Origin of the sequence: Bacteroides sp. HPS0048 (assembly GCF_964240755.1) — a bacterium.
GTDB classification, from domain to species: domain Bacteria; phylum Bacteroidota; class Bacteroidia; order Bacteroidales; family Bacteroidaceae; genus Bacteroides; species Bacteroides nordii.
This window is the reverse complement of record NZ_CAXSVC010000040.1, coordinates 16756-43020: the sequence shown is the minus strand read 5'-3', so window position 1 is coordinate 43020 and position 26265 is coordinate 16756. Positions and strand designations below refer to the sequence as shown.

Annotated in this window: 16 protein-coding genes; 6 read left to right on the top strand and 10 right to left on the bottom strand. The window is 39.6% G+C overall.

The window, feature by feature from the left end; translation table 11 throughout:
* Nucleotides 1–868 precede the first annotated feature (868 nt).
* From ACESQI_RS21380 to ACESQI_RS21360, 5 genes are read left to right on the top strand one after another with little or no spacing between them, the layout of a single operon-like run.
* Nucleotides 869–3178 carry a hypothetical protein gene (locus ACESQI_RS21380; protein ID WP_234130035.1) on the top strand — a complete coding sequence of 770 codons (2310 nt, stop codon included), beginning with the start codon at nt 869–871 and terminating at the stop codon, nt 3176–3178.
* A gap of 11 nt (nt 3179–3189) precedes the next feature.
* On the top strand, nt 3190–4377 hold the full coding sequence (locus tag ACESQI_RS21375) for a DNA/RNA non-specific endonuclease (protein WP_234130036.1): 1188 nt from the start codon (nt 3190–3192) through the stop codon (nt 4375–4377).
* 11 nt (nt 4378–4388) lie between these two features.
* The gene (locus tag ACESQI_RS21370; protein WP_007483535.1) at nt 4389–5423 is read left to right on the top strand and encodes an endonuclease/exonuclease/phosphatase family protein; all 1035 of its coding nucleotides are present in this window, start codon (nt 4389–4391) and stop codon (nt 5421–5423) included.
* 15 nt (nt 5424–5438) lie between these two features.
* Nucleotides 5439–8183, top strand: a complete 2745-nt coding sequence (locus ACESQI_RS21365) for a carboxypeptidase regulatory-like domain-containing protein (protein WP_195348727.1) — start codon at nt 5439–5441, stop codon at nt 8181–8183.
* Nucleotides 8184–8211: 28 nt separating this feature from the next.
* Complete coding sequence (locus ACESQI_RS21360) at nt 8212–9204, top strand: DUF5689 domain-containing protein (RefSeq protein ID WP_195349695.1); 993 nt, start codon at nt 8212–8214, stop codon at nt 9202–9204.
* A gap of 181 nt (nt 9205–9385) precedes the next feature.
* Here the strand turns inward: ACESQI_RS21360 and ACESQI_RS21355 are convergent, their stop codons facing one another.
* From ACESQI_RS21355 to prfB, 5 genes are all read right to left on the bottom strand, one after another.
* Nucleotides 9386–10681: a DUF4010 domain-containing protein gene (locus ACESQI_RS21355; protein ID WP_122201093.1), complete on the bottom strand. Its 1296-nt coding sequence runs from the start codon at nt 10679–10681 to the stop codon at nt 9386–9388.
* A 50-nt stretch (nt 10682–10731) separates the two neighbouring features.
* Entirely contained in the window at nt 10732–11199 is a 468-nt protein-coding gene (locus tag ACESQI_RS21350) for a CYTH domain-containing protein (RefSeq protein WP_007483526.1), read from the bottom strand.
* A gap of 334 nt (nt 11200–11533) precedes the next feature.
* Nucleotides 11534–12592 (bottom strand): porin, encoded by a 1059-nt coding sequence (locus ACESQI_RS21345; RefSeq protein WP_007483524.1) that lies wholly within the window; start codon nt 12590–12592, stop codon nt 11534–11536.
* 141 nt (nt 12593–12733) lie between these two features.
* A complete protein-coding gene (locus tag ACESQI_RS21340) occupies nt 12734–12868 on the bottom strand; it encodes a hypothetical protein (RefSeq protein ID WP_002558839.1) in 135 nt (44 codons plus the stop codon).
* A 72-nt stretch (nt 12869–12940) separates the two neighbouring features.
* A protein-coding gene (prfB, locus tag ACESQI_RS21335) for a peptide chain release factor 2 (protein WP_157457804.1) occupies nt 12941–14060 on the bottom strand; the annotation gives its coding sequence in 2 pieces (ribosomal slippage) (nt 12941–13996 and nt 13998–14060; 1119 coding nt in all).
* Between the two features lie 131 nt (nt 14061–14191).
* On the opposite strand from prfB, the gene ACESQI_RS21330 reads away from it, so the two are divergent.
* On the top strand, nt 14192–17113 hold the full coding sequence (locus tag ACESQI_RS21330) for a pitrilysin family protein (RefSeq protein ID WP_195349696.1): 2922 nt from the start codon (nt 14192–14194) through the stop codon (nt 17111–17113).
* An 86-nt stretch (nt 17114–17199) separates the two neighbouring features.
* Here ACESQI_RS21330 and ACESQI_RS21325 read toward each other — a convergent pair whose 3' ends face one another.
* From ACESQI_RS21325 to ACESQI_RS21305, 5 genes are read right to left on the bottom strand one after another with little or no spacing between them, the layout of a single operon-like run.
* Nucleotides 17200–19242, bottom strand: coding sequence for a hypothetical protein (locus tag ACESQI_RS21325; protein ID WP_373127071.1), 2043 nt, complete (start codon nt 19240–19242; stop codon nt 17200–17202).
* Nucleotides 19243–19245: 3 nt separating this feature from the next.
* Nucleotides 19246–20526: an MFS transporter gene (locus ACESQI_RS21320; protein ID WP_320935905.1), complete on the bottom strand. Its 1281-nt coding sequence runs from the start codon at nt 20524–20526 to the stop codon at nt 19246–19248.
* A gap of 40 nt (nt 20527–20566) precedes the next feature.
* Complete coding sequence (locus ACESQI_RS21315) at nt 20567–21295, bottom strand: DUF3823 domain-containing protein (RefSeq protein WP_373127069.1); 729 nt, start codon at nt 21293–21295, stop codon at nt 20567–20569.
* 33 nt (nt 21296–21328) lie between these two features.
* Nucleotides 21329–23104: a RagB/SusD family nutrient uptake outer membrane protein gene (locus ACESQI_RS21310; RefSeq protein ID WP_002558833.1), complete on the bottom strand. Its 1776-nt coding sequence runs from the start codon at nt 23102–23104 to the stop codon at nt 21329–21331.
* 13 nt (nt 23105–23117) lie between these two features.
* Nucleotides 23118–26210: a SusC/RagA family TonB-linked outer membrane protein gene (locus ACESQI_RS21305; protein WP_373127067.1), complete on the bottom strand. Its 3093-nt coding sequence runs from the start codon at nt 26208–26210 to the stop codon at nt 23118–23120.
* Between the last annotated feature and the right edge of the window lie 55 nt (nt 26211–26265).

Here is a 26265-nt window from a genome sequence, read left to right as displayed (position 1 = left end):
GGAAGGGCAGGATTAGAGTTGCTAAGAATTAAGATGGTGATGGAACATGTCTTTTTCAACTAAATTGAAGAAGAACCTCAAGATTGTACACTCTTGCCATACAAAAATGTACAATCTTATACAGTAAAACTGTACTTAAAAAAAATCGACCTCATCCAAGCAATACTTTTTAATTACACAAAAAGACAACTTTCCCCCAACCCGGAGCGAGCAATGTAAAACATTACAAACATCCGATCTGTTTGTCGTAGAGAATCGCCCCGATCTCCGTAGAGTTTCGGACCGTTCCTCGTAGAGTTTCGAGTCGTTTCTCGTAGAGAAAAATACGCAGCTTTACCACACTGATTTTCAGCCATTTAAAAGCACCAGCATTTGTCCTATTTTTTTTATCAGCAAATAATATACATTCTCATACATTAATTCTTTTTCAAATTCTCAAATAACAACAAGCATGGATCAATTTCCGTATTAACATTACTTATATATCATCAATTTAGGGTACAAATTACAACTGATTATTGTAAGTTTTTTATCAAACATATACAGAATTCTGAAAACAATAAATAAAATCAATATAGGTCAAGCAAAATTAAAGCAATAAGTATTTTTAAAGTTTTTCTAAACAATTAAAACTGTAATTTGTTATTTAATTTAAAAATGAAAGTAATTAAAAGAGGTAAACAGCTATCAATTTGACATACTCATGTAAGTTTTTCCGCGGTTAGAGGCAAAAATTTAACCAAAATGTAATATAAAATAAGATAGCTAAGCTTTGTTTATTCATCTCAATAATATATCTTTGTTTGCTTTACGGCGAAAATTTAAATTAAAAACGCCTACAATATTAACTTTTATTTATTAAACATCAATGAAGAATCTAAATTTTCTGAAGTTGTTTTTTGGAACAATGCTCTTAATTGCCACAACGGCCTTTGTGAGCTGTGTTGACGATAATGACGACACCGAGGCTCCTTATCTGGAAGTCTCTCCAACAAATCTGATTTTTACTACAGACGGTACTCCTGCCGAAGGCAGCCAATCATCTTTTGAGATTTCGACCAATCGCCATTGGACAGCAACCGTAAAAGATGACAAATCCTGGGTAACTCTTTCTGCAACTGAAGGAGATGGTTCTGCAACGATTCAAGTTAGTATCCCGGAAAATATCAATGACGAAGCAAGCATTGAAATCCAGATTTCAAATAAAGTAGGTCCATTGATGACAGAAACGGTGAAAATTAAGAGTGGAACGATCGCACCAACTACTTTTATCTATACAGAAACCTTTGGAACAACAGCGCCAAAATCAAGCCCATATCCATTCGTTGATAGTTTCAATGATTGGGCAAAATCCGGAGATGGTTCTGCAAATGTTGACTACACAGGACCAGGAGCTTCTGTTCGTCAATCAGGTAAATTAAGTGCAGGATACGAAGGTGCATCTGGAGCAGACAAATTATTCTTTGGAAGTAATGCCAGCTTTACTATTAATAAAATAGCTTTAGCTACCGGACAAACCAACCTAAGATTAACTTTTGGAGGTAGCTACTCTAAAAATACCAGCGGTGTATACGACAACGAATTCAAACAGGATAAATTCCATTTCTACTTAAGTGCCGATGGTATTACCTGGAGTGATGCCGTTTCATACACATTCAAGCAAGCTGATGAATTCTGGGTATTTGCTACAGCAGATTTCACATTGAAGAATGCTACATCTACATTGTATATCAAATTTGTGGCCGATGAAGCGTCTGTGTTCGCTATTGACGACCCGACCTTAACAACTGGCAACGGTGGACAAATTGTTGATCTTGAAGGAGGCGATACCCCTCCTACGCCGACCAACGCGATCTATACAGAAACCTTTGGAACAACAGCGCCAAAATCAAGCCCATATCCATTCGTTGACAGTTTCAATGATTGGGTAAAATCCGGAGATGGTTCTGCAAATGTTGACTACACAGGACCAGGAGCTTCCGTTCGTCAGTCAGGTAAATTAAGTGCAGGATACGAAGGTGCATCTGGAGCAGACAAATTATTCTTTGGAAGTAATGCCAGCTTTACTATTAATAAAATAGCTTTAGCTACCGGACAAACCAATTTAAGATTAACTTTTGGGGGTAGCTACTCTAAAAATACCAGCGGTGTATACGACAATGAATTCAAACAGGATAAATTCCACTTCTACTTAAGTGCCGATGGTACTACCTGGAGTAATGCTATTTCATACACATTTAAACAAGCTAATGAATACTGGATATTTGCTACTGCAGATTTCACATTGAAGAATGCTACATCTACATTATATATTAAATTTATGGCCGATGAAGCTTCTGTATTCTCTATTGACGACCCTACTTTAACAACTGGCAATGGCGGGCAAATTGTTGATCTTGAAGGAGGAGGTACAAACACTCCAACTATTGTCTCAGTATCTCCAACATCTCTAACATTCCCTTCAACAGGTGGTTCCAAAGATATTCAGGTAAATGTCAGCAATGCAGGAAATAATACTCTCTCCGTCAGCGTTCCAAGTGGTATATTATCGGCTACAGTCGATAATACCAAGGTTACAGTACACGCTGATCCAAATACTACTCAAGGTGTAATCAACCAAAAATTGACAATTACCCTCACCAATGGTAACAGCGTTGAAGTTCCCATTACTGTTTTAGCTCCGGGAGACGGCTCTACTTTCGATGTTACATTGACTTCTGACGAAATAGCAACCATGTCTAACAGTGCCTATGCACCTTTTAGCTACAGTAACAGTTTCGGAGCTTGGAGTGGCAAATGCGCTATTACAGCTTCCGGAACAGATGCTCCGTTCCTGCAGATTAACTTTAACAGCGATGAAGCCAAAACAGCTTTCAACTCACACATTCAGGTTCCGCAACAAGCCGGTATCGTACAAAAAGTGGTTATTACAACATCTGCCAAGACATTCTTCCCACGTTATATTTTACTTTGTGAAACCGGATACTCATATGCTGCCGGAACTACTCAAACAAACTTAGATGGCGCCGCAAAAGCTAAGAGTAATGTTTCAACAGATAAAGGTGGTACTTTTACACTGGAAAATCTTGAGGGACTGAATCTGTCACAATTTAGTATTTTCCCTGGTGGTGGTGCAGTATATATCAGTTCTATTACTATTACCTATAAAAGACAATAGTATACTTATCCATGCTAAAAAACAATAGAATAATAATCAATATCCTCTTATTCACAATTTTACCATTGTGGATAGGAGGATGTAGCAGCGACGACCCGGAAATAGTACAACAATCCAATGAAGCTTATTGGAAAATATCTTCAACAGTTAGCTCTACCGAAGGTTCATCGGCAATCATCATAACAGGGACAACAGGCATTGAGTGGGACGCAGAAGTTGTCGAAGGAAATACCTGGTGTGCATTCAGTAGTAAAGACTATACGAATTCTACCAAGAGCGGTGTAGTAAACAGTGGACTTAATGTACTATATGTATACTACAAAAGCAATACCGGAAAAGAGCAACGTGAAGCCAAAATCTCTTTCCGCTTTGCGGGTGGAGAAGCACAGACTTTCACCTTGCTACAACTTGCCGAATCGCAACAAAACTTACCACCATTCGGAGCTTGGGCAGAACTTCCGGCACCTAAGGAGAATGCGAATTATCAATACGTCACACATTACGGTCCACTAAGCAACGATAAAAAGGTTCGTAATTACTCTATCTGCTTCGATAAGACAAAGAAAGCTGCGTTATGGGTTGCCTATCCGATACACAATGCCTATTTGACAGGATCCGGCAGCCGCACAGACGCATGGGCTTTTGATCCCATCATTCCTATGGCTTATCAAGCAAACTGTATTGATAAATCATACAGAGGTTCCTATGATCGTGGACACCAATTACCATCGGCAGATCGTTTGGCTACTGATGAATTGAATGCTCAAACTTTCTATATGTCAAATATGACTCCACAGTTGAATCGTCTTAATCAAGACATGTGGGCAAAGCTCGAAGCCAGGGTCCGTGGAAACAAATGCTCCGATACTTTATATGTAGTAACCGGTGCCATTTTTAATTCCAATGCAACCACATTTGACGGAGCCGGCAATGTAGTATCACTTCCAACGAACTACTATAAAGTTCTGTTGCGCACCAAAAGTGGTTCGACAGGTAAGGCTATCAAGGATTGCTCGGACAGTGAACTTATCTCTATCGGATTCTGGGTGGAACAAAAATCTTATGGTAATATTGAACCTCCCCGGTCTATTTGTACATCAGTAGCAGATATTGAAGCAAAAACAGGTTTTACGTTTTTCCCACAAGTATCAGCAACTGTAAAACAACAAAACAACCCTACACAGTGGGGAATCAACTAATATTCTGACGTATGAAAAAACTATTAATTCCTTCAATTTTCTTTGTGTTACTGATCTCGTTCAGTTTCGCACAGAAGCCTTATAAAGTAGTTTTCTATAACATCGAGAATTTCTTTGACACGATCAACGATCCTGAAGTTCTGGATGACGAGTTTACTCCCGAAGGACCTAAAAAATGGAATACAACCAAATATAACAAGAAGCTCAGTAATATCGAACGGGTGCTTTTTGACATCGCTGCCATTGATAAAAATTATCCGGTTGTAATTGGTGTTTCAGAAGTAGAAACCCGTGGCGTATTAGAGGATATTATCGCTACTCCTAAACTTGCTCCGGGTAATTACCGAATCGCACACTTCGATTCTCCCGAAGCACGTGGAGTGGACGTAGCATTCCTGTATCGTCCTGACGTATTTAAAATAGAAGGACAATATCCGGTGAAAACAGTCATTCCTTCGTTGCCCAACTTCAAGACACGTGATATTCTCACCATGTGGGGAACCATCGAAGATGAACCGTTCTTCTTTATGGTAGCGCACTGGCCGTCGCGTTTGGGAGGCAAAGAAGCTTCCGAATTCAAACGGATCGCGGTAGGAGAACAGATGCGTAGCATTGCAGACTCAGTATTGAGAGCTAATCCGGCCACAAAAGTGATAGCAATGGGCGACTTTAATGATGATCCTACAGACAAGAGTATTGCACAAGGGTTGGGAGCAAAATTCAAATTAAAAGACCTCAAAGAAGGAGACCTCTATGATCCTTATGCCGATATGCTTAAAGCAGGATATGGAACACTGGCTTATGGTGATGCATGGAATATCTTCGATAATATTGTAGTAACAGAGAATCTTGCCACAGGTTCTACCGGCAAACTTAAGCTTCAAAAGGCTCCCGGTTCTAAATTCTATGGCAATATTTTCAAACAAAGTTATATGATACAAAAAGAGGGACAGTTTAAAGGATATCCATTGCGCACATATGTAGGCAATAATTTCCAGGGTGGTTATAGTGACCACTTCCCCGTATATATCTATATAGGTAAATAAAAATCTTTAATATTTATGAGAATAAAAACATTCCTAATTATGGTATTATCTTTGCTATCACTAACCGCTTATGCGCAGTATGGTGGTATCAAGGGTAAGGTCGTTTCCCGTACTACACGTGCGGCTATTGACGGTGTAAAGGTCACCTTGACACCGGGAGACGTGACGACAAAGACCGATGCTACAGGTAATTTTGAGATTGAAAATTTAGCAAAAGGTGAATACTCTCTTACCTTTGAAGCTGCAGAGTTCGAATCACTCACCATCGCTGTTCGTGTAGACAAGATGATAAGAGATATCAATAATGTGGTGATGGTTCCTGATAACGTTACTCCAATGATGGATGATGCCATCTTTACAGAGTTCGATACCGAAACACTTGAAGATGCACAATCATTGCCTTCGTCATTGTCTGCATCAAAAGATGTCTTCAACAACATTGCATCTTATAAATTCAGTGAAATGCGATTCAACGTCCGTGGTTATGACTCTCAATATTCAGACGTTTACATGAACGGAATTCAGCTCAATGATGCAATGACAGGATATACTCCATGGTCATTGTGGAGCGGTCTGAATGACGCAACACGTAACCAGGAGATAACTTCCGGACTGAATATGGGGGATATGGGAATCGGTGGTATTGCCGGTACAACTAATATCAATACCCGCCCTTCACAGATGCGTAAAGGCTTGCGCGCAAGTGTAGTAAATGGTAACTCCATGTACCGTTTTCGCGGAATGGTGACCTATTCATCCGGCCAACAGGACAATGGCTGGTCCTATGCCTTCTCCGTATCAACCCGTCAGGGAGGTAATTCTTATGTAGACGGTGTTTACTATAACGCTTTCGGATACTTTGCTTCTATTGAGAAACAATTTAATCCTCAGCATCGTCTTGGATTAACCATCTTAGGTGCTCCTACAGAACGTGGAGCACAACAAGCATCCACTCAGGAAGCCTATGACTTGGTAGGAAACAATTACTACAACCCAAACTGGGGATGGCAGGATGGTAAACGCCGCAATGCACGCGTACGTAATTATCACGAACCCATTGCAATGCTTAATTACACATTTGATATTAATGATCGTTCGCAATTAAACGTTGCCAGTTCACTGCGATTTGGCCAGAATGGTTATTCTGCATTAACCTGGTACGGCGGTCCGGACCCACGCCCCGACTACTACCGTTATCTGCCAAGCTTTTATAATGGTACGGAAATAGGTGCATGGCTCGATGAAGCATGGCGTGCCAATACAGACAATATTCGTCACATCAATTGGGACCAATTGTATGACATCAACCGCAACCAGCCGGAAAATTCATTGTATGGTTCCGGACGTCGTGCCATCAACATGATTGAAGAACGCCATACCGATCAGTTGGACTGGAATTTCTACACACAGTTTTCCCACATTCTCCGTAATAGCTCTAAAATTAATGGGGGAGTGAACTTACGCCGTAACCGTACCGAATACTACAGCGAAGTAAAAGATTTGTTAGGCGGTGATTACTGGGTAGATGTGGATAAGTTTGCAGAACGCGACATGGGTGGTCTCAATCCTATTCCTTATCAGAACGATATGGATTACTATGAGAAATATGGACATGCACGCGCTGCCAAAGAAGGTGATAAATACAGTTATGACTATTACGGAAACAACCTCACTGCACGTGCCTGGGCGATGTATGAAACGAACTTCAAAGGCCTTGGTATAAACCTCGGTGGTGAAATTGGGCATTCTACTTTGTGGCGTCATGGTTTATGGAAAAAAGGATTGTTCCCAAATGATTCACAGGGTGACTCTAAAAAGCTGAACTATCTGACTTATAAGCTGAAAGCCAACTTCAATTATAAATTTTCGGCAGCTCACTCCATTGAGGCCAGCATTATTTATATGCAGGATGCTCCGGCATTCCAGTCGGCATTCGTATCTCCCCGTACACGTAATTCAGTTACTCCGGGTATCTCGGCAGAAAAAGTATTTGGTGTAGATGCATCTTATAACTTCCGCTGGGGGGATTTTAAAGCACGTGTATCAGGTTATTATACCAAATTCATGGATCAGTCGAAGGTTATTTCCTACTATGACGATGTAGAATCTACTTTCTCCAACTTTGCCATGAGCGGTATTGATAAGCAGCACTTTGGTCTGGAAGTTGCCGCATCCATACCCCTGTATGCCGGATTGGCTCTGAACGGTGCTATAAGCTGGGGACAGTTTACTTACGACTCTAACCCCGATTATGTACAGATTCAGGATAACAGTGGAGAAATTAAAAATGAAGGTAAAGTTTACTGGAAAAATTTCCGTGTAGAAAGTACCCCTCAGACAGCAATGAATATTGGTTTGTCTTATCGTAGCCGTAATAACATTTATGCTTCCGTTGATATGAACTACTATAATAATATGTATCTGTCTATGAGTCCTCTCTACCGTACAGACGCTGTATTATCACGTAACATGTCAGCAGAAGATATCCGTGAGTTGCGCCATCAGGAGAAATTCAATTCAGCTTGTGTATTCAATGCAAGTGTAGGTAAGAACTGGTACATTAACCGTGCGTACACACTTGGATTCAGCCTGGAAGTAAAGAACCTGCTCAACAACCAAGATATTAAGACCGGTGGATACGAACAGATTCGTTTGCTCAAGAACAAAGATGAGAACTATCAGACTTATCAACCGTTCGACTCGAAATATTTCTATATGTTCGGTACGACCTATTATATGAATATTTATTTCCGCTTCTAAATGACGTAACGAATAAAAAATGAAAGCTATGAACAAAATAGTAAAAATATGTATGATTGCAGCAGTCGTGTTGAGTTTCACTGGCTGCTACAATGACTTTGACGATCCTGCTCCTGCAAAAGTATGGACGAAAGAGGATTTTTCTAATGAGAAGATTATTTCTATCAAGGATTTCAAACAACTGTTCTATGATGTATATGGTAGTGGTGAAACAAGTCTGGCCAAAACGCTTGAAATAACAGAAGATTATGTAATACATGGAAAAGTAATCTCAAGCGATCAGGCTGGTAACGTTTACAAATCAGTATATATTTACGATGAAGAATCCAAATCGGCCATCGAACTCAAACTGATGGTTAGTAACTATGTGTTCTATCATCCGGGACAAGAGATTTTTGTAAAAACCAAAGGATTGGCCATTGGTAGTTATCGCTATATGTTAAGCGTAGGAGGAATGCCTACTGCTACTGACATTGCCAAGGGTTATGCAAACCGTAACCTGGAAACACAGCTTCTGGTCAACGCACACATTTTCCCGGGAGCCTTGGGAGAATTAACTGCTGCAGACACACTGGTGGTTAATGCAACCAATTACAAAAAAGAACTTACGGATGATGCTTTAGGACGTTTAGTACGTTTTGAAGGTTTGGAGTATAAAGCCGGCACTTTTGATGGTGATACATATCCTCAGTTTCTGGAGGTTACCTATCCGGGAGGACAAACAGAGGCTGTTTATACCAATAAATTCTATGAGAGTGAAGGCTTGACACCCACTTATGCTTATAGCTACAATAATCAACGTTATTACGGTTCATCCTGGTTCTCTTTTGGAGGAACTTCGACCTCATCGGGTAACTATATTGTACGCGTAAGCGGTTATGCCAACTTCGCACTTCAACCGTTGCCCCAAAATGGTCAAAAAGGGGATATCACAGCAATCTATACAAAATATTCGGCCAAAAAGGGTAATTACATTAAATATCAGTTATTGGTTAATAGTATGAATGATATTAAATTTTGAATCGAACTCACCACAGAGTAACACCGAGTTCCACAGAGTACTATTTATCTGATTTACAATAAAAAACTCGACAAAACTCTGTGTGACTCTGTGGTGAAACCTATTCAAAGCCATCATAAAAAAAGTCCGGATGATGTTAAAAGCTTCATCCGGACTTTCTTATTATAAAAAGATCAATCGGTTACAAGAAATAGAATATTAATAATACCACCGCATTTACCGCTATCACACAACCGAATCCTCCCAATATCCAGGGACGCAGCTTACTCCCTTTCCCGGCAAAGAACAATGCGTAGCACATATTAACCATAATATTGCTCACAATAGCCTGCATACTACAAGCTGTGATCACCAACGCAGCGACAGTACCTGTACTTTGCAATAAGTTCAGAATAAAAGGAGTAATATCACTAAAACCCGAAACAAACGACAGAAGGTTTAACCCTCCCGTGCCTGCATAAATCAACGTATAGTGCGTAAGAACGGTAAACACAACAAACAGCACAGCGAAAATCAATGCTACTTTAAACTCCAGCGGATTGCTGCCGTCTTCATCCTCATCCACATTTTCAGTGACATCTGTTTTCTTCCTTCGCGAATGAATAAACCATGCAACAGCTGCCGCAGTCAATGCCATGATAAGGAGATAAGGATAAATATCCAGAAATATCTCACGACTGAAAATAAAGATCAGTATCATAAACCGCAAAAACATCATACTAACTGCCAGCAACATAGCAGCAACATATTCTGTTGCCTGACCGGAATGTATATTACGACTTTTACGCGCTAAAACAGAGATAGTGGCAGTACTACTATAAAGCCCCCCTACAATGCCGGAAACCAACACACCGGACTCACGAAACACATAACGTTTCAGCAAATAAGACAGATATGAAATGCCGGAAACAACCACAGTAGCCAGCCATATGGAATAAGGAGTCAGGTTGATATCCGGGATAATATTCTCATCAGGCAACATGGGCAAAATGATACCACTAATAGCCAGAAACTTGGCAAGGGTAATCATTTCATCGTTCTTCATACGCTGGGCGAATTCGGTGAAAGTATGCTTCAATTCCGTCAGTAATAATACGGTAACAACAACCATAACATAAAACCACGAAGGCTGCGTATCGACTATCGGAGCAATGCAATAAGTGATCAAAGCAATTATGATGGTGGTCACACCAAATACGTGGAACTGAGATTGCTTAACATAATAATTCAAACCAAGCAAGATACCCAGTATCAAACCTCCTCCCATAAACAAACGCATATCTGCCTTATCAAGAATGTAGAGTAAATATCCCAATATACCAATAAAGGTAAAGGTGCGGTCAGTACCGAAAAGAGTCGTCTCTCCTTCTCGTTTCAGACTGATTTTACGTTGGGAAAGACCGATAAGAAGAGAAAACAAAGTCACCAGAATAAAAGTGACCAGTTCACGCGGAAGATAGTTATATAATTGCTCCATACAGTGTCCTTTTAATAATAAGAACAAATATACAGATTATTTTGTTAGCGTTACCAGGTTGTGTATGGTTTCTTCATCAACTGTGAATTATAGTAACGAACATCTCCTGTTACTTCCTGTCCGATAAAAGAAGGTTTCACAAAAGCCTCATCTTCAGCATTGAGTTCCACCTCTGCAACAATAAGTCCTTCGTTTTCACCATAAAACTCATCGACTTCAAAAATATGTTCACCACTACGAACCAAATAGCGGGTTTTATCAATTACCCCCGGTTCACAAAGTTTCATTAGTTCTTCTGCCTCATGCAAAGACAGCTCTTTCTCCCATTCATAGCGGCTGGTTCCGGATTCATTAGAGGCTCCCTTGATAGTGAGATACCCTCTACCGTTACGAATTCGTACACGCACCGTCCGTCCACGGGCACTGCTTATATACCCCTGTATAATACGACTTTGCTCAAAAGCCTGTGATTTAAAATCTCCGATAACGAGAAACTTACGTTCTATCTCCTGTGCCATGCTGCAAAGATAGAAATAAAAGTTATAAGGTGATAGAGTTATAGGGTGATAAAGTGATAGAACGGTAAGGTGGTAAGGTTATAATTGTATCTAAAAGTTATTTGTCAAAATCGCAACTATCTTTTCGGTATTTTCCAATTTAAAATGGTAACAAAAGTCAGAGATATTCTTTTTTTTTAGATAAAATACTGGTTTTCAACCATTAAATCATTTATATTTTGTTGATAAAACATGCACTTTATACTGTCAGAAAATAGTATTTTAAGGGTGAGTTAAATACGTACTTATTATACACAAAAACACGTACTTTAAACAGACAAGAGTACGTACTTCTCTAAAACCGCGTCATAAATTCGATAACTAATTTATCTTGCTCCGAATCTTTAGGAATGCCACCCTTTTTATAAAAATACTTTTCATAATTCAACCGGATATCGGCAACGAAAGCCTTGGAAAAGCTAAAAGCAAGCCCACCGGTAAGACGCTTACGGGCATAATCCGTAATGGGAAGACGACGGGTTGTTTCGTCCATTCCAAGTCCGTTACTATGATCATTCATCATATCATAGCGTACGAGAAATGACATTTTATGAAAGAATTTGTGCAATGGCAGATCATAGTTTACAAAACTATTAACAGCATGTACATCATCAAAAGAACTGTGACCATACTTCTTATATAGATATTCGGCTTCAATGTGAAATTTGTCTGTTTCATAATAGATACCGATATCATACATGTTGATACGTATAGCCTCCGGTTTAATCATTTGTGTACTTAAAGTGAGATTCCAGCCTTTAGCAAACCATAATTGTCCTTTTAGGGAGTAGTTCAACGTCTTCTGCCACTCTTTTTGATTAGTAAGTCCCGAACCATTGAATAAACCTCCTTCAAGGATAAAAGGCAATGCAGCATTTTTTCGGGTATAGGCCAACGTAGCACCTACGTCACGCACATCTCCCACCTGCTTGGCAATAAAAGAACGATTTGCAAAATACTGTTGATGAGGAGAGCGATGAGCATCAATTGTAAAAGGAACGCGCATCTGTCCGATTGTAAAATCAAGGTGTTTCACCGGGAAAATACGGGTATAGGCGTCTAACATGCGGATAGTGCCCTGATCTGATAAGTCAATTTCTGCTTTGTAAGCAACAATAGGAAGTACATTGCCCGTAAGGCTGAAACGTGCATTACGCACCTGGAAACGGCTTTCATTTGTAGCTGTCTGATACTCATACTTAGCACGAACAGTACCATGGATGGCTGGCAAATAGTCATGCAGTTCCATTTTTTCTTTATTCAGCTTCTTGCCATCCACAACTTCTTCATTCACTTGTCCAAAAGCCATCGTAGCAAGTAATAAACCAGCTATGGCTGTAGTCAGTTTCCTCATTCCGGTCAAAATCTTTATTTTGCCGCAAAGATACCTGCATAGATGTACATCGTTATGACAAATGAGCTACAAAGCTGTTACAAAAAAGAATTCATCACAAATTATGCAGAAAACCATCTACATAATCTGTGATGAATAAAATCATCCTAAGAAAGAAAATCCAATTAACATGGCCAATGCCAGAATAACGAGTCCTACTGAAATTATCTTAATAACCCGTTTGGCTTGTTCTTCTTCCTTTTTTGTGTGTGTTACTTTTTTCTTATTCTTACCCATATGTTTTTAGCTTTAAAGTTCAACGCTAACAAAGCTAAGAATAATTATTCAATCCAACGAAGGATAAGGAAATTAATTTTGTTCTTCCGATGAAAACTCCATCAAATAGGCTTTGATGAAATCCTCAATCTTCCCATCCATCACACCATTTACGTCAGAAGTCTGATAATTAGTACGATGATCCTTCACACGCCGATCATCAAACACATAACTCCGTATCTGTGATCCCCATTCAATCTTCTTCTTTCCGGCTTCTACCTTCGCTTGCTCAGCCATGCGATGCTGCAACTCTTTATCATACAAGATAGAACGTAACTGACGCATCGCATTCTCTTTATTTTTAGGCTGGTCACGTGTTTCGGTGTTTTCGATAAGAATTTCTTCTTCCTCACCAGTATAAGGATCTTTAAACTGGTAACGTAGACGAACTCCCGATTCTACTTTGTTCACATTCTGACCACCGGCTCCACCCGAACGGAAAGTATCCCATGAAATACGTGCCTGCTCGATGTTAACCTCAATGCTATCATCCACAAGCGGAGTAACAAAAACGGAAGCAAACGAAGTCATACGCTTCCCCTGGGCATTGTATGGCGAAACACGCACCAGGCGATGTACTCCATTTTCACCTTTCAGATAACCGTAAGAATAATCACCTTCTATCTGAATTGTACAAGTTTTAATACCTGCCTCATCGCCTTCCTGCAAGGTAGAAATTGTTGCTTTATATCCATTCGTTTCGGCATAGCGCAGATACATACGCATCAGCATAGATGCCCAGTCCTGACTCTCTGTACCACCCGCTCCGGAATTTATTTTCAAAACACAGCTCATCTGATCGGCTTCGCCACGGAGCATATTTCTCAATTCCAGGTTCTCTAAAGCTTCCAGTGCTTTGGCATAACCCTCATCCACTTCTGCTTCGGTAACAAGTTCGTCTTTATAAAAATCGAAAGCCAGTTCCAGCTCATCGCTCAGTGTCTTGACTGTATTATAGTCTGCAATCCACTTCTGCAAGTCCTTCACCTTCTTCATTTGTGCTTCGGCACGTTTCTGATCATCCCAGAAACCCGGAGCTTGTGTTCTTAATTGTTCTTCTTCGACCTGAATTTTCTTCCCGTCGATGTCAAAGATACCTCCTCAGCGCATCAGTGCGCTCTTTCACGTCTTTAAGTTGTTCAATAGTAATCATTTGATTTACAATTTACGATTTACAATTTACGATTGAAATTACTTTATTCAATCATTTTATCTGTCTCAAGGGGACAAAGATACGCAAAAATCCGCTACCTTTGCTTTTGTAACTAAATTGTTATCATTGATATGAATAAACTACTAAAACTATCCTGCCTGTCGCTATTTCTCTTAATAGTGACAAGTGTGAGTGGAGCTACGTCCAAAGACTACCGCTATGAGACAGTGCCCAACGATCCGTTGAAAGCACGCATTTACACACTGGACAACGGGTTGAAGGTCTACATGACCGTGAACAAAGAAGAACCACGTATACAAACTTTTATTGCCGTACGTGTAGGTGGAAAGAACGATCCCGCAGAAACCACCGGACTGGCTCACTACTTCGAACACCTGATGTTTAAGGGTTCACAAAAGTTCGGTACACAAAATTATGCTGCCGAAAAACCTTTGCTCGACCAGATTGAGCAACAGTTCGAGATATATCGTAAAACAACTGATGAAGCAGAACGTACAGCCATCTATCATAAAATAGACAGCCTGTCATACGAAGCTTCCAAATTTGCCATACCTAATGAATACGACAAACTAATGGCTGCCATCGGAGCTAAAGGGACCAATGCCTACACCGGATTCGACATGACTGTCTATGTAGAAAATATCCCTGCCAACCAGATAGACAACTGGGCTAAAATACAGGCTGACCGTTTTGAAAACTGCGTCATTCGAGGCTTCCACACAGAGTTGGAAACAGTGTACGAAGAAAAAAACATGTCACTGACCAAAGATCCGCGTAAGGTATACGAAACAGTATTGTCTGCCCTCTTCCCACACCATCCTTATGGTACACAGACTGTGTTAGGTACACAGGAAGATCTGAAGAATCCTTCTATCACCAACATCAAAAACTACCACAAACAATGGTATGTACCCAACAATATGGCTATTTGCCTATCCGGTGATTTTGATCCGGACCAGATGATTACTACGATTGATAAGTACTTCGGACATTTAAGGCCTAATAATAACTTACCAAAACTTAATTTGCCGAAAGAATCATCCATCACTGCCCCTATCGTCCGTGAAGTATTGGGTCCGGACGCCGAGAGCCTGACACTGGCATGGAGATTCCCGGGAGCTGCCAGTAAGGAATACGAAATCCTACAGGTCGTTTCACAAATCCTGTACAACGGTAAAGCCGGTCTTATAGACCTTGATCTCAACCAGCAACAGAAAGTGTTACAGGCCTATGGTTACCCACTGGACATGGCAGATTACTCGGCTTTAATGCTGCAAGGCCGTCCCAAACAAGGACAGACATTGGATGATGTAAAGAACCTGTTGCTTGAAGAAATCAAAAAGCTACGTGCAGGAGATTTTGACGAAAAAATGCTGCAAGCCAATATCAATAACTTCAAACTCTACCAGGTTCAACAACTGGAAAGTAACAGGGGACGTGCAGACATGTTCGTAAACTCATTCATTAACGGCACCAACTGGGCAGATGAAGTAACCGCCATCGACCGTCTTGCCAAACTCACCAAAGAGGACATCGTAACTTTCGTCAATAAATATCTGACCGATCAGAACTATGCCGTTATTTATAAAAAGCAAGGACAAAATCCGAATGAGAAGAAAATGGCAAAACCAACCATCACTCCGATTGTGATGAACCGTGACGTTGCCAGTGACTTCCTGAAGGAGATACAAAACAGTAATGTAAAGCCCATCGAGCCTGTATTCCTCGATTTTAAGAAAGACCTCAGCCAACTGAAAGCTAAATCGGGCATTCCTGTACTATACAAACAGAACACAAGTAATGACCTGTTCCAGTTGATTTATGTATTCGACATGGGCAATAATAATGATAAAGCCCTCGGTACCGCTTTCGATTACATTGACTATCTGGGAACCTCCGATATGACACCGGAGCAAGTAAAAAGCGAATTCTATCGCCTGGCATGTAACTTCCGCGTATCTCCGGGTAACGAACGTACCTATGTTGTACTGTCGGGATTGAATGAGAATATGCCTGAAGCAATGAAATTGTTTGAGAAACTGATGGCGGATGCACAAGTAAATAAAGAAGCTTATACCAATATGGTAGCCGACATTCTGAAATCACGCAAAGATGCCAAACTGAACCAGATGCAGAACTTCCGTCGACTGATGAACTACGGTATGTATGGTCCTAAATCTCCTGCTACCAATATACTGACAGAAACCGAACTTCAAACCATGGATCCTCAGGAACTCACAGACCGTATTCATAATCAGAACAGTTACAAACACCGCATTATGTACTATGGTCCAACAAGTGAAAAGGAACTGTTGGCTATTATCAACAAAAATCACCAGGCTCCCAAAAAGTTAAAAGAGATCCCTGTTGGTAATGAATTCCCACGTCTGGAAACTCCGGTAACCAAAGTGCTTATCTCCCCTTATGAGGCAAAACAGATTTATATGACCCAGCTCTCTAATCGTGGTGAAAAATTTGATCCTATGATTGAACCCTCACGCCAAATGTACAATGAATACTTTGGGGGTGGTATGAACTCGATCGTATTCCAGGAAATGCGTGAGAGCCGCGGACTTGCATACTCCGCATGGGCCGGACTCAACCGTCCGTCTTATTCGAAGTATCCATATCTGCTCCAGACTCAGATAGCCACACAGAATGATAAAATGATTGATGCTATCAAGGTTTTCAACGATATTATCGATAACATGCCGGAGTCTGAAGCTGCTTTCCAGCTTGCCAAAGAAGCACTTATCGCCCGTCTGCGTACAGAACGTATCACTAAGAGTGACATCATATGGTCATACATTAATGCACAAGATCTGGGACAAAATGTAGACAGCCGTATTAAGCTGTATAATGATGCACAAAGCATGACACTGAAAGATGTTATCAACTTTCAGAATAAATGGGTGAAAGGACGCACCTATACATACTGTATCCTCGGTGACAAAAAAGAACTGGATATGGAAAAACTAAAGGAAGTAGGCCCAATCCAGGAACTTACACAAGAAGAGATTTTTGGATATTAAAGAATAAATCTAAAAAATAAAAATGCACCCCACAAGTTAGAAAATGAACTTTAAGGGTGCATTATTTATATTGAGGTACACATTAATTAATATATGGTTCTTATCTCATTTTCCTGTACATCAATTTCTTTTGTTTCATTGAGTAAATCACCAGTTACAATAACTGTTTCACCGTTATTATGGTGTACATTCAGCTTTTTACCCCGAATACATAAACCATCTACCCCAGATGTAGTATTGAACAAATTCACAACATGGGGTTCTCCTTTTTGATAAAAATAATTATTTTTCAATAAAACAAAATCAATAATAGAAGCCATTCCGAATATAGAAGGCCTCACTCCACTGGGTTTACCGTTCCGATAAGTTTCAGCAAAAACCGAATTGGTCAACACGATATCCCGAATATTTGCTTCTAACAAATTCCGGGCAAGAGTAACCTTATTTTTTTCTATCAATCCATATACCGTATAATTCATATCCGGATATTTTGCCGCGTCAAATCCGGCAAATGGCAGTTCAGTATCATAGTATTTATAGAAAAGCCCTAACATACTCTCATAATAATCATCCGAAAGCTCATCCAGATATAATCCGGTAGTAATCTGAACCGGAAAGGTATCTCTCCCCTTAAACTGATTAAGATGTTGGACAGGTAGTGCCTGAGGACTATCCCAAAACCAATTCAGGCATTGTGAGAACAGACTCTGATATTTATTTTCCCAATCGCCGGCATCTACTTTCTTACCAAGTACATCAGCTATTTGAACCATACATTTGATATCTATGAGTCCTGCAACGACAAACTCTATATCCTTTTCATCTTCAGGTGTCATACCCAAATAAATCCAACGAGGATTCTTTATCCTCCAGTCCAAATAACGGGATAGAGCCGGATAAACTTCTTCCAACGATCTGACATCTCCCGTCAACTGATATAAGACCCAAGCCGTTTCTGCCTTCTTGGAGGGAAGACTTTCACCACCTAACATACCTTCATCATCAACCAATGAAAGCATACCTTTCAATGCACTCCAGGAAATAGAGGGATTAATATACCCATATAACTGCATCCCGACAAAAGATTCCCATGCAGCCGAGAAAGGAGAACTCTTATGACCATGATCCCATAAAGAAGGTTTTCCTGCCACAAGCTGATAATAAGGATAAACTGCCGGATCGGGGCACAATACAGACTGTGCCAAAAACACCCATGCTTTATAGTAGGTAGCTTTTACTTGTTCCGGAGTAACTCCTTTTGCATCAATGGAACGTAATGAGAAATCCACTGGCTGAGGTACCCGCGAAAGATATGTATCCCAGTACTTTTCCTGTTTTTTATAAGCATCTAACGCCTTCTCCTTTTTCAATGGAGCCAATACACGGGTAAGCATTTTCCCGGAAGATTCCTCCGGTAAAGCAAAAGAAATACTCCAAACCATATCGGGAACGGTAGTCATTTCTATTGCCCACCATTTGGCTTTAGTAGCATCCTTCACCCTATTTTTCTTAGCTTTCAAATCATCATAACTTCCATAATAGGTAATTCCTTTAAACAGCCCATTAGAAGCTATAGCATATTTAAAATCAGGATGTTCTATAGTTAAATAAGATTTATGATAATCAACCTTACCCGGAATACTTCCTGCAAGAACAATACGGGTGTTTGAACGAAAACGAACGCTCCTCACAAGCGTGTTTTCGTCATAGAAAAAGTCAGTCCCTTCCACATATACATTTTGCGGATAAGTAGCACTAAATGGTAATGCATGAGGCATCCACTGTGTCTGGTACGTCAATGCTTCGCTGTATCCTTCGCCAGTATCGGTCAATAATAGCAACAGTTTTTTTACTTCTCTTCCAAAACGATTTCCTTTATCACTATTGTTTGTACTCAAATAAGCAACGTTTAAAGGTAAAGAAGAAGCATTACTATAAACGACAGGAGTAATTTCATCCGGATTTTTATCAAAATCATAAGGGTTAATTACAATTCTCGAACCTTCAATACTCAGATCGCGACGTTGAAGCCCCCCTTCTTCCATCAGGTCTGTACTTTTAGGAGGTTGCGCTCCTACAACCAAAAACGGAAAAAACAGAGCTATTATTAAACTAAAATTCTTTTTCATATTTTATACGACAACTGCATTACACATAGTTTTATCACAAATCGATTCTTTTTCCTTCTTCTCCATGCGAGTGAGCAAATTTCGGGCTACAAAGTAGGATACCCCTTGTAAAATAGTAACTAAAGGCAAAGTTATTTTCAAAGCAGCATCTTCCGAAATGAATTTAGCAATAAGTATAAACAACCCGCATCCGATGAGACGTCCGGCATAAAGTCCCCATTCATGATTGCAAATATAGGTATATTCATTTCTCTTTTCAATACCCGAAACAAAGTCAATTACCCGCAATTGAATAGGGAAATAAGCTATATCAAACATTGGACGGGCCACTACCAGGCATAGTAAGAATATCACTACAGAAAGCGTATTGAACAAAAGCGAATTAGTTACCGCTCCGATGATAAACAAAGCTAATGAAATAAAAAGAATATGCAAACGTTGTTCCGGCTTTGCATTCCGCCCGATAATATACATCAAAAAAGCTGTAACTAACGCGCAAACACTTTGAATTGGACCAAGTGCACCTTCTTCACCAATAAACTTGAATATCAATATAGAAGGAGCTGTTACAATAAATCCCTGAACTAATCCTTTCAATACAGCCATCAACAGCATTCTATTCCATAAATTGTCAAATTTGAAATAGAGAAATCTCGGACTATCCGGTTTTTCATATTTCCCTTTTGTAAGAATCAACACCGAAGCAATAATGGTCAATCCAATAATAAAATAAGATATGACCTGATAGGCAAATGAGCGAACATTGCTTAGCCCGACATACTTATGCGTGATATACACAATAATAGTACTAATGATAATGGGCATAACTACCCCCGCAAAAGTATTGAAAAAAGCTTCTGTTCCATAATAATAGTTCCGGTTCCCGTCAGTAGTGCTAACCAACACCAAATAATCTCTGTTAGCCCAGAAGAAGCCGAAAGACAACCCCATGATAAGTCCTGCTATACCAATGCCCCCTGTTGTCAGTTCAGGCAAAGAAGTCATATACAACATCGATATACCACCCAGTAACATACCAAAAGAATATAACCAGCCCGGGGCTATCTTTCGGAGTAAAAACCCATTGAAAATAAAAGTGATAGGAACACCTGTATAAACCATTAACTGATACAAAACAACTCTTGCCATATCAGCAGACTGCCCCATGATATATGCTGCCTGAAATATTTCTATAACCGGTAGCACAAATGCATAAATAGCCGCCGTAGCCAACAGAACTTTTGTATTCAATGGTTGTGATTTGAATAAATTAATATCCTTCATACAATCTTTCTTAAGTATTTAACAATAAGCAAGAGGAAAACTAAGGTACCGTAATTTCCGCCACTTCTGTATAATTATACGCATTACTCGGATTTTTCGTTTGAACTCCAACCCTCATATAATATTTTTTCCCGGATTCAAGTTCTACTCTAACAGTCTGTTCTACTCCCAGATCAGATTCATTTAACTTGATTCGCTTACTCAAATCATTAATAAATCCCCCTGTATTCATACCCCCGACATATTTTGTCTTATCTGAGATGAACAGACGAGTAGTAGAAAGTGCATAAAAGTTCTCATCTGTACTACCTTCCGGACGAGTTGCTTTAAATTTCACAACAAGCTCCATACCTTCCAAAGCATATTCCCAATCAATATGTATAAAAGGTATTACTTCAAAAGTAAAATTAGGATAATCACCTTTCTCCAACGAGAATTGCTGAGGCTCAGGAGTGACAAAAGCTCCCTGAACGGGTTGAACCTCATAAAGAGAACCTGCATACCCGAAGGCATACTCCCAATTGAAAGAGCCATCTGTTTTTCCCCAGAAGTACTCCGGCTGGATATTGTCCTGATACTCCCAGCTTAATTCTGTCCACTTGATTTTGAAACCATTCGGTTGTTCAGTCTGAATACCCTTATCTGTTGTTTTATCAATAACAACGCCTCTAAACTTAGCATTCGGTCCGTCATAGTTATCCACATCACATGACGTAAACAACACACACAATAACACAGTATATATACTATAAAATGATATTCTTTTCATAATCGGTCTTTTTTATTTTTATAATTAAATTCATTAGTAACCATAATTCTGGACCAACTTGGGATTCTTCTTTATTTCATCTGCCGAAATAGAATTATAATAGTATTTTTTTAAGAATAGCAAATCATTGGTTCCGACAAAATCAACTTTATATTTCCACTTATTAGTACGGGTATCAAGCATTGGGAAAAGTCCACGGGGACGGAATAATTCCCCCATCACCTGATCAAAAATCCGCCAACGGCGATAGTTCCAAAAAATTTTATTCTCAAAAACAAACTCACAGATATATTGTCTGCGCACCTCTCCGATGGTTATAGCTGAAACGGGTAACTCCTGTAAACCAGCACGGGTACGTATATCATTAATCAAAGGTTGAGCAATCTCCGGATGTCCCAGTTCTACCTGGGCCTCAGCAGCTATCAACAGAATTTCTGCATATCTGATAACGGTCCATGGTTGGTCACTGTCAAATTCAGTAAGACTATGTTTTTTAGAGTCATCAATCATTTTTTTCTGAAACATAGAAGTAGGTGTCTTATTATCTTCGCCCATACCATACTTCCCACGATATTTGGCAGAAGTCTGTTCTTTACCACTTGCGTTAATCTCACCATACTTCACATCGATCAATTCTCCCTGAAATGTAGATCCCGGTACAATCACCGACCCCAATAAACGTGCATCCCGACCAGCAAACAAATCTTCGCGATTATCAAACTCTCCCGGTATATAACTGCCGGCAGAAGTATTAAATGTACCCGGAGTACCATCCAAATATTCAAACTGTTCCACTAAATCAAGAGTCGGACAACTATTCGGATTACTTTGACCTCCCCAAGGCAAACGATCCACATCAAAACGATAAACTAAATCAGGATAAGAATATGAACGACTCATAATAACCTCTTTATTTTTATCCGGCTCCACATTCAGGAATATCTTTCTGAAGTTTTCACTTAAATCATTCGTGTCAAATGACCGTGCCAATTCATACTTTTCTGATTTAATAATTTCATTAGCCGCCTGATAAGCTATCTCATAATATCTGTCAGCTTCAGATGCAGGAATCCCGCAAACCATTTTTCCGGTATTTTCATCTTCCAATACCAAATCATTATATTTAGCGATACTTGCTGCATAAATAGCAACTTGTGCCTTCAATGCATATACTACAGCCTTATTAATTCGTCCTTGAGGATTGTTTTCCGGAATATTCAGCTCGAGTGCCTTATCCAAATCAGCCAAAATATAATCCCAAGTCTCCTGCTCACTATTACGTGGAATTTCAAGTGAAGGAATACTGGAAGGGCCTGAATATTCCAACACTTTGTCAATATAAGGAAGTCCCCCAAAACGTTTAGCCATCGCAAAATAATACCAAGCCCTGATGGCATATCCTTCTGCCTGATAACCATCCACTTTATCGGCAGTCATTCCGGCAGAGTATTTATTCAGATTCTCTATATATTTACATACATTTCTGATCACTGTATAATTCCACCAGGAATTACCTGAATTACCACTCAGATTAGCACCGTCATCTTGTTTACGATTACGTGCAAAACCAGTAATTGTCTCCAATTCTTCAAACTTATAATTAGTATTGTTGAAGCCCCCACGTTGATCAAAACGATAATCTTCAATAGGCAAATCAATGTACAACCTTGTAAGTGCTGTCTTCACACCTGACTCATTAGCATATACATCCTCATCTGTGACAATATTAGATGGTTTCAAATCCAGATAATCACTACAAGCAGTTGCACATAGCCATATCAATATACTATATAATAAAACTTTTTTCATGATTTGTTGCTTTTTAGAAAGTTAGGTTCAATCCGATATTAAAATTCTGAGAAGTTGGATAAACATATCCCCAGTTCGTATCACTACCTGTTTCAGGATTATCAACATCCCAACCGGGATATTCCGGATCCATATTCTTCAATTTAGAGAATGTCAACAGATTAAAGCCATTGGCAAAGATACGGGCATGTGACACACCTGCCTTACGAGTCAATCTTTGAGGGATAGTATAACCGATCTCCACGCTTTTCAGCCTCAAATAGCTTGCATCCATAATACGCCAGGTATCATCCCGGTAATTGAAAGAATATGAATTATCCCGATAACGGGGATAAGTGCCTGCAATCCAATTACCGGATTCATCCTGTCTCCACCGGTCGGTATGAAACTTCAAAGCTCCGGCAGATCCGTCAAATGCATAAGGTGTTTTAAGGAATTCGCTATATACTACATTCTTTTTACCTGCACCCATGAAATGTAGATTTATATCAAAATTATTCCATTCCAGATTAATTGTAAATCCATATTGAATTTTCGGATAACCCTTATGGAAGAAAGGATAAATATCTTCTCCATCCACATAACCATCACCATTCAGATCTGTATGATAAAAGTCTCCCGGTGTCAATATTGAATTCTGAAAGGTACCTTCTTCGTTGGGCAAAGTAGAAATATCCATACCGGGTGTTATAACACCTCCCCATTCCATAGCCCACCAAAGACCACTATTACGATTGTTCACATTCTCCCTCCAATTACGATAAGAGCTGGATGAAGGAGCACGCTCGGTATATATATTCTTTGTATTGGAATACATAAAATTTCCGGTAAAATCATACTTTACACTTCCGATTTTATTGCTATGGGTAAGAGTTATCTCCCAACCTGAGGTACGTGTGCTATTTAAATTCTCTTGTGGCAGATCTATGCCTGTCACACCCGGTATAGAAGCATTTCTTCGGGCAGGTATACCAGTCCTGTTTCTGACAAAAGTCTCTACAGTTCCTCCAAATAATCCATTCCACATGTCCCAGTCAAGACCAAAATTCATCAGTTTATTTTCAATCCAGGTTAATTTCGGATTAGTTGCCCCCCTGTCAGAAATAGCATTCATTTTATCGTTTCCAAAATAATAGTAGCCACTGGGGTAGGTATAACCTGACACCCATTGATAAGCAGCTACCCCATCATCAGCAGTAACTCCGTAAGAAGCTCTTAACTTCAAATTATCAATAAATGATAAAGCTTTTATAGATTTGAAGAAGGATTCTTCCGACAAACGCCAACCAACAGAGCCACCAGGAAATAATCCAAATTGCCCACTTCCTGTATACATAGAAGAACCATCGTAACGAAAAGCAAGTTCTAACAAATATCTTTCCGCAAAGTTATAATTCAAACGGCCCACATAGCCTTGCCTCCTGATAATGTCAGGAAATGAGGCACCTATCACCTGTGTCTTGTCATTATTACCAGCAGCCAGTTCGTCCAGATCAAATGTATAATAACGTTGAGCTCCCTGATATTCTGTTCTATTCTGCGACTGTTCAAAAAGTCCAAGAACATCAATAGTATGCTGTCCAAACTGTCTTTTATAATTTACAGATAGTTGTAAACCATTAGTAGTTGCCCAATGCACATCCTGCACTAATGTACTGGGTGACATATAAGTTTTAGGAATATATTGTTCATCCTTGTATGTATATAAAGTATACGCAGGATTCCATCCTTTATAAAGAGTATTATAACGACTATAGTTATACATCAACTTAGCACTTAGCCCTTTTACAAAAGGTATGTCCCAATTGAGAGAGGTCTGAATAGAAGTACGATCTGATTTATTCTTTTTATATCCGCCTCCATTTTCCGAATCAGAGTTAATTACAGGATTCAATTCAGCTCCCATATATGCCGGATAGTCAGGATTGCCATTTGCATATATACTTGTCAACGGTTCATTCGTTTCACGATTTACCGGGGGAGTAAACCACATCCATTTTATCTGGTTCCATGCATCCTGAAAAGGTGCATTCTTCTCATCTTTAATATATCCGATATTTACATTAGCCGTCAATCCATACCCTAATTTCGCAGTCAGATTTGTCCGGAAGTTAAAACGTTCGTAATCCATTGATCCGGATTTAAACATACCTTCCTCATTAAAGTAACTCCCATTAATAAAATAGTTCACTTCCTGATTTTTTCCCACACTACCGGAAACACCTATAGTATGATTGGTCTGGGGTACAAAATCTTTAATATACTGGCTATATAAATCAAAATCCGGTGTATTTCTAAATACCTCCAACTGTTCTGGCGTATAGGTTCCTTTCGGATTAGCATATCGGGCTAACCCTACTTCATTAATCATAGAAGCCCATTCAAATGCGTTCATCATTTCCGGTAAATCGGTTTGATGAGACCACCCATAGGTTCCGGAATATTCTATCTTAGCCTTCCCGGTGGTTTTCCCATTTTTAGTTGTAATCAGGAGTACGCCATTACCAGCCCGCATTCCGTATACGGCAGCAGATGCATCTTTCAATGCCGACACACTCTCTATTTCTTTGGCAGATAGTCGGTTGAAAGTTGCCATATCACTTACTACCCCATCAATAACAACCAACGGTTCTCCCATTCCACGTATATCAATATGTGATTTAAAAGCACCTGGTTCGCTTGAATTAGTTATCACTTTTACACCAGCCATTTTTCCTGCTATATTCTGTTGTAGATTGCTGTTGGTAGAAGTAATAATCTGACTGTTATTTACTGAGGAAACAGCTCCGGTTAAAGTAGCTTTCTTTTGTGTCCCATATCCTACAACCACAAGTTCATCCAATGAATGGATATCTTCTGTCATTTCTACCAGCAACTCTTTATTATCTCCGACCACAACATCACAATCACGATATCCAATATAAGAAAACCGGAGTGTAGTTTTTGCAGAGGGTACCCGCAATAGGAAATGCCCGTCCATATCAGTAACCGTACCTATATTCTTGTCACCTTTTACTGTTACTGACACTCCTATCAACAGTTCACCTTCGGGAGATGTTACTGTCCCTTTAACGGTAACAGCATTTTGAGCCTGTACTAGGGTCACACCACATAAAAAACAAAAGATAAAAAGTAATCTGAGGAAAAGAATACCTCTGATG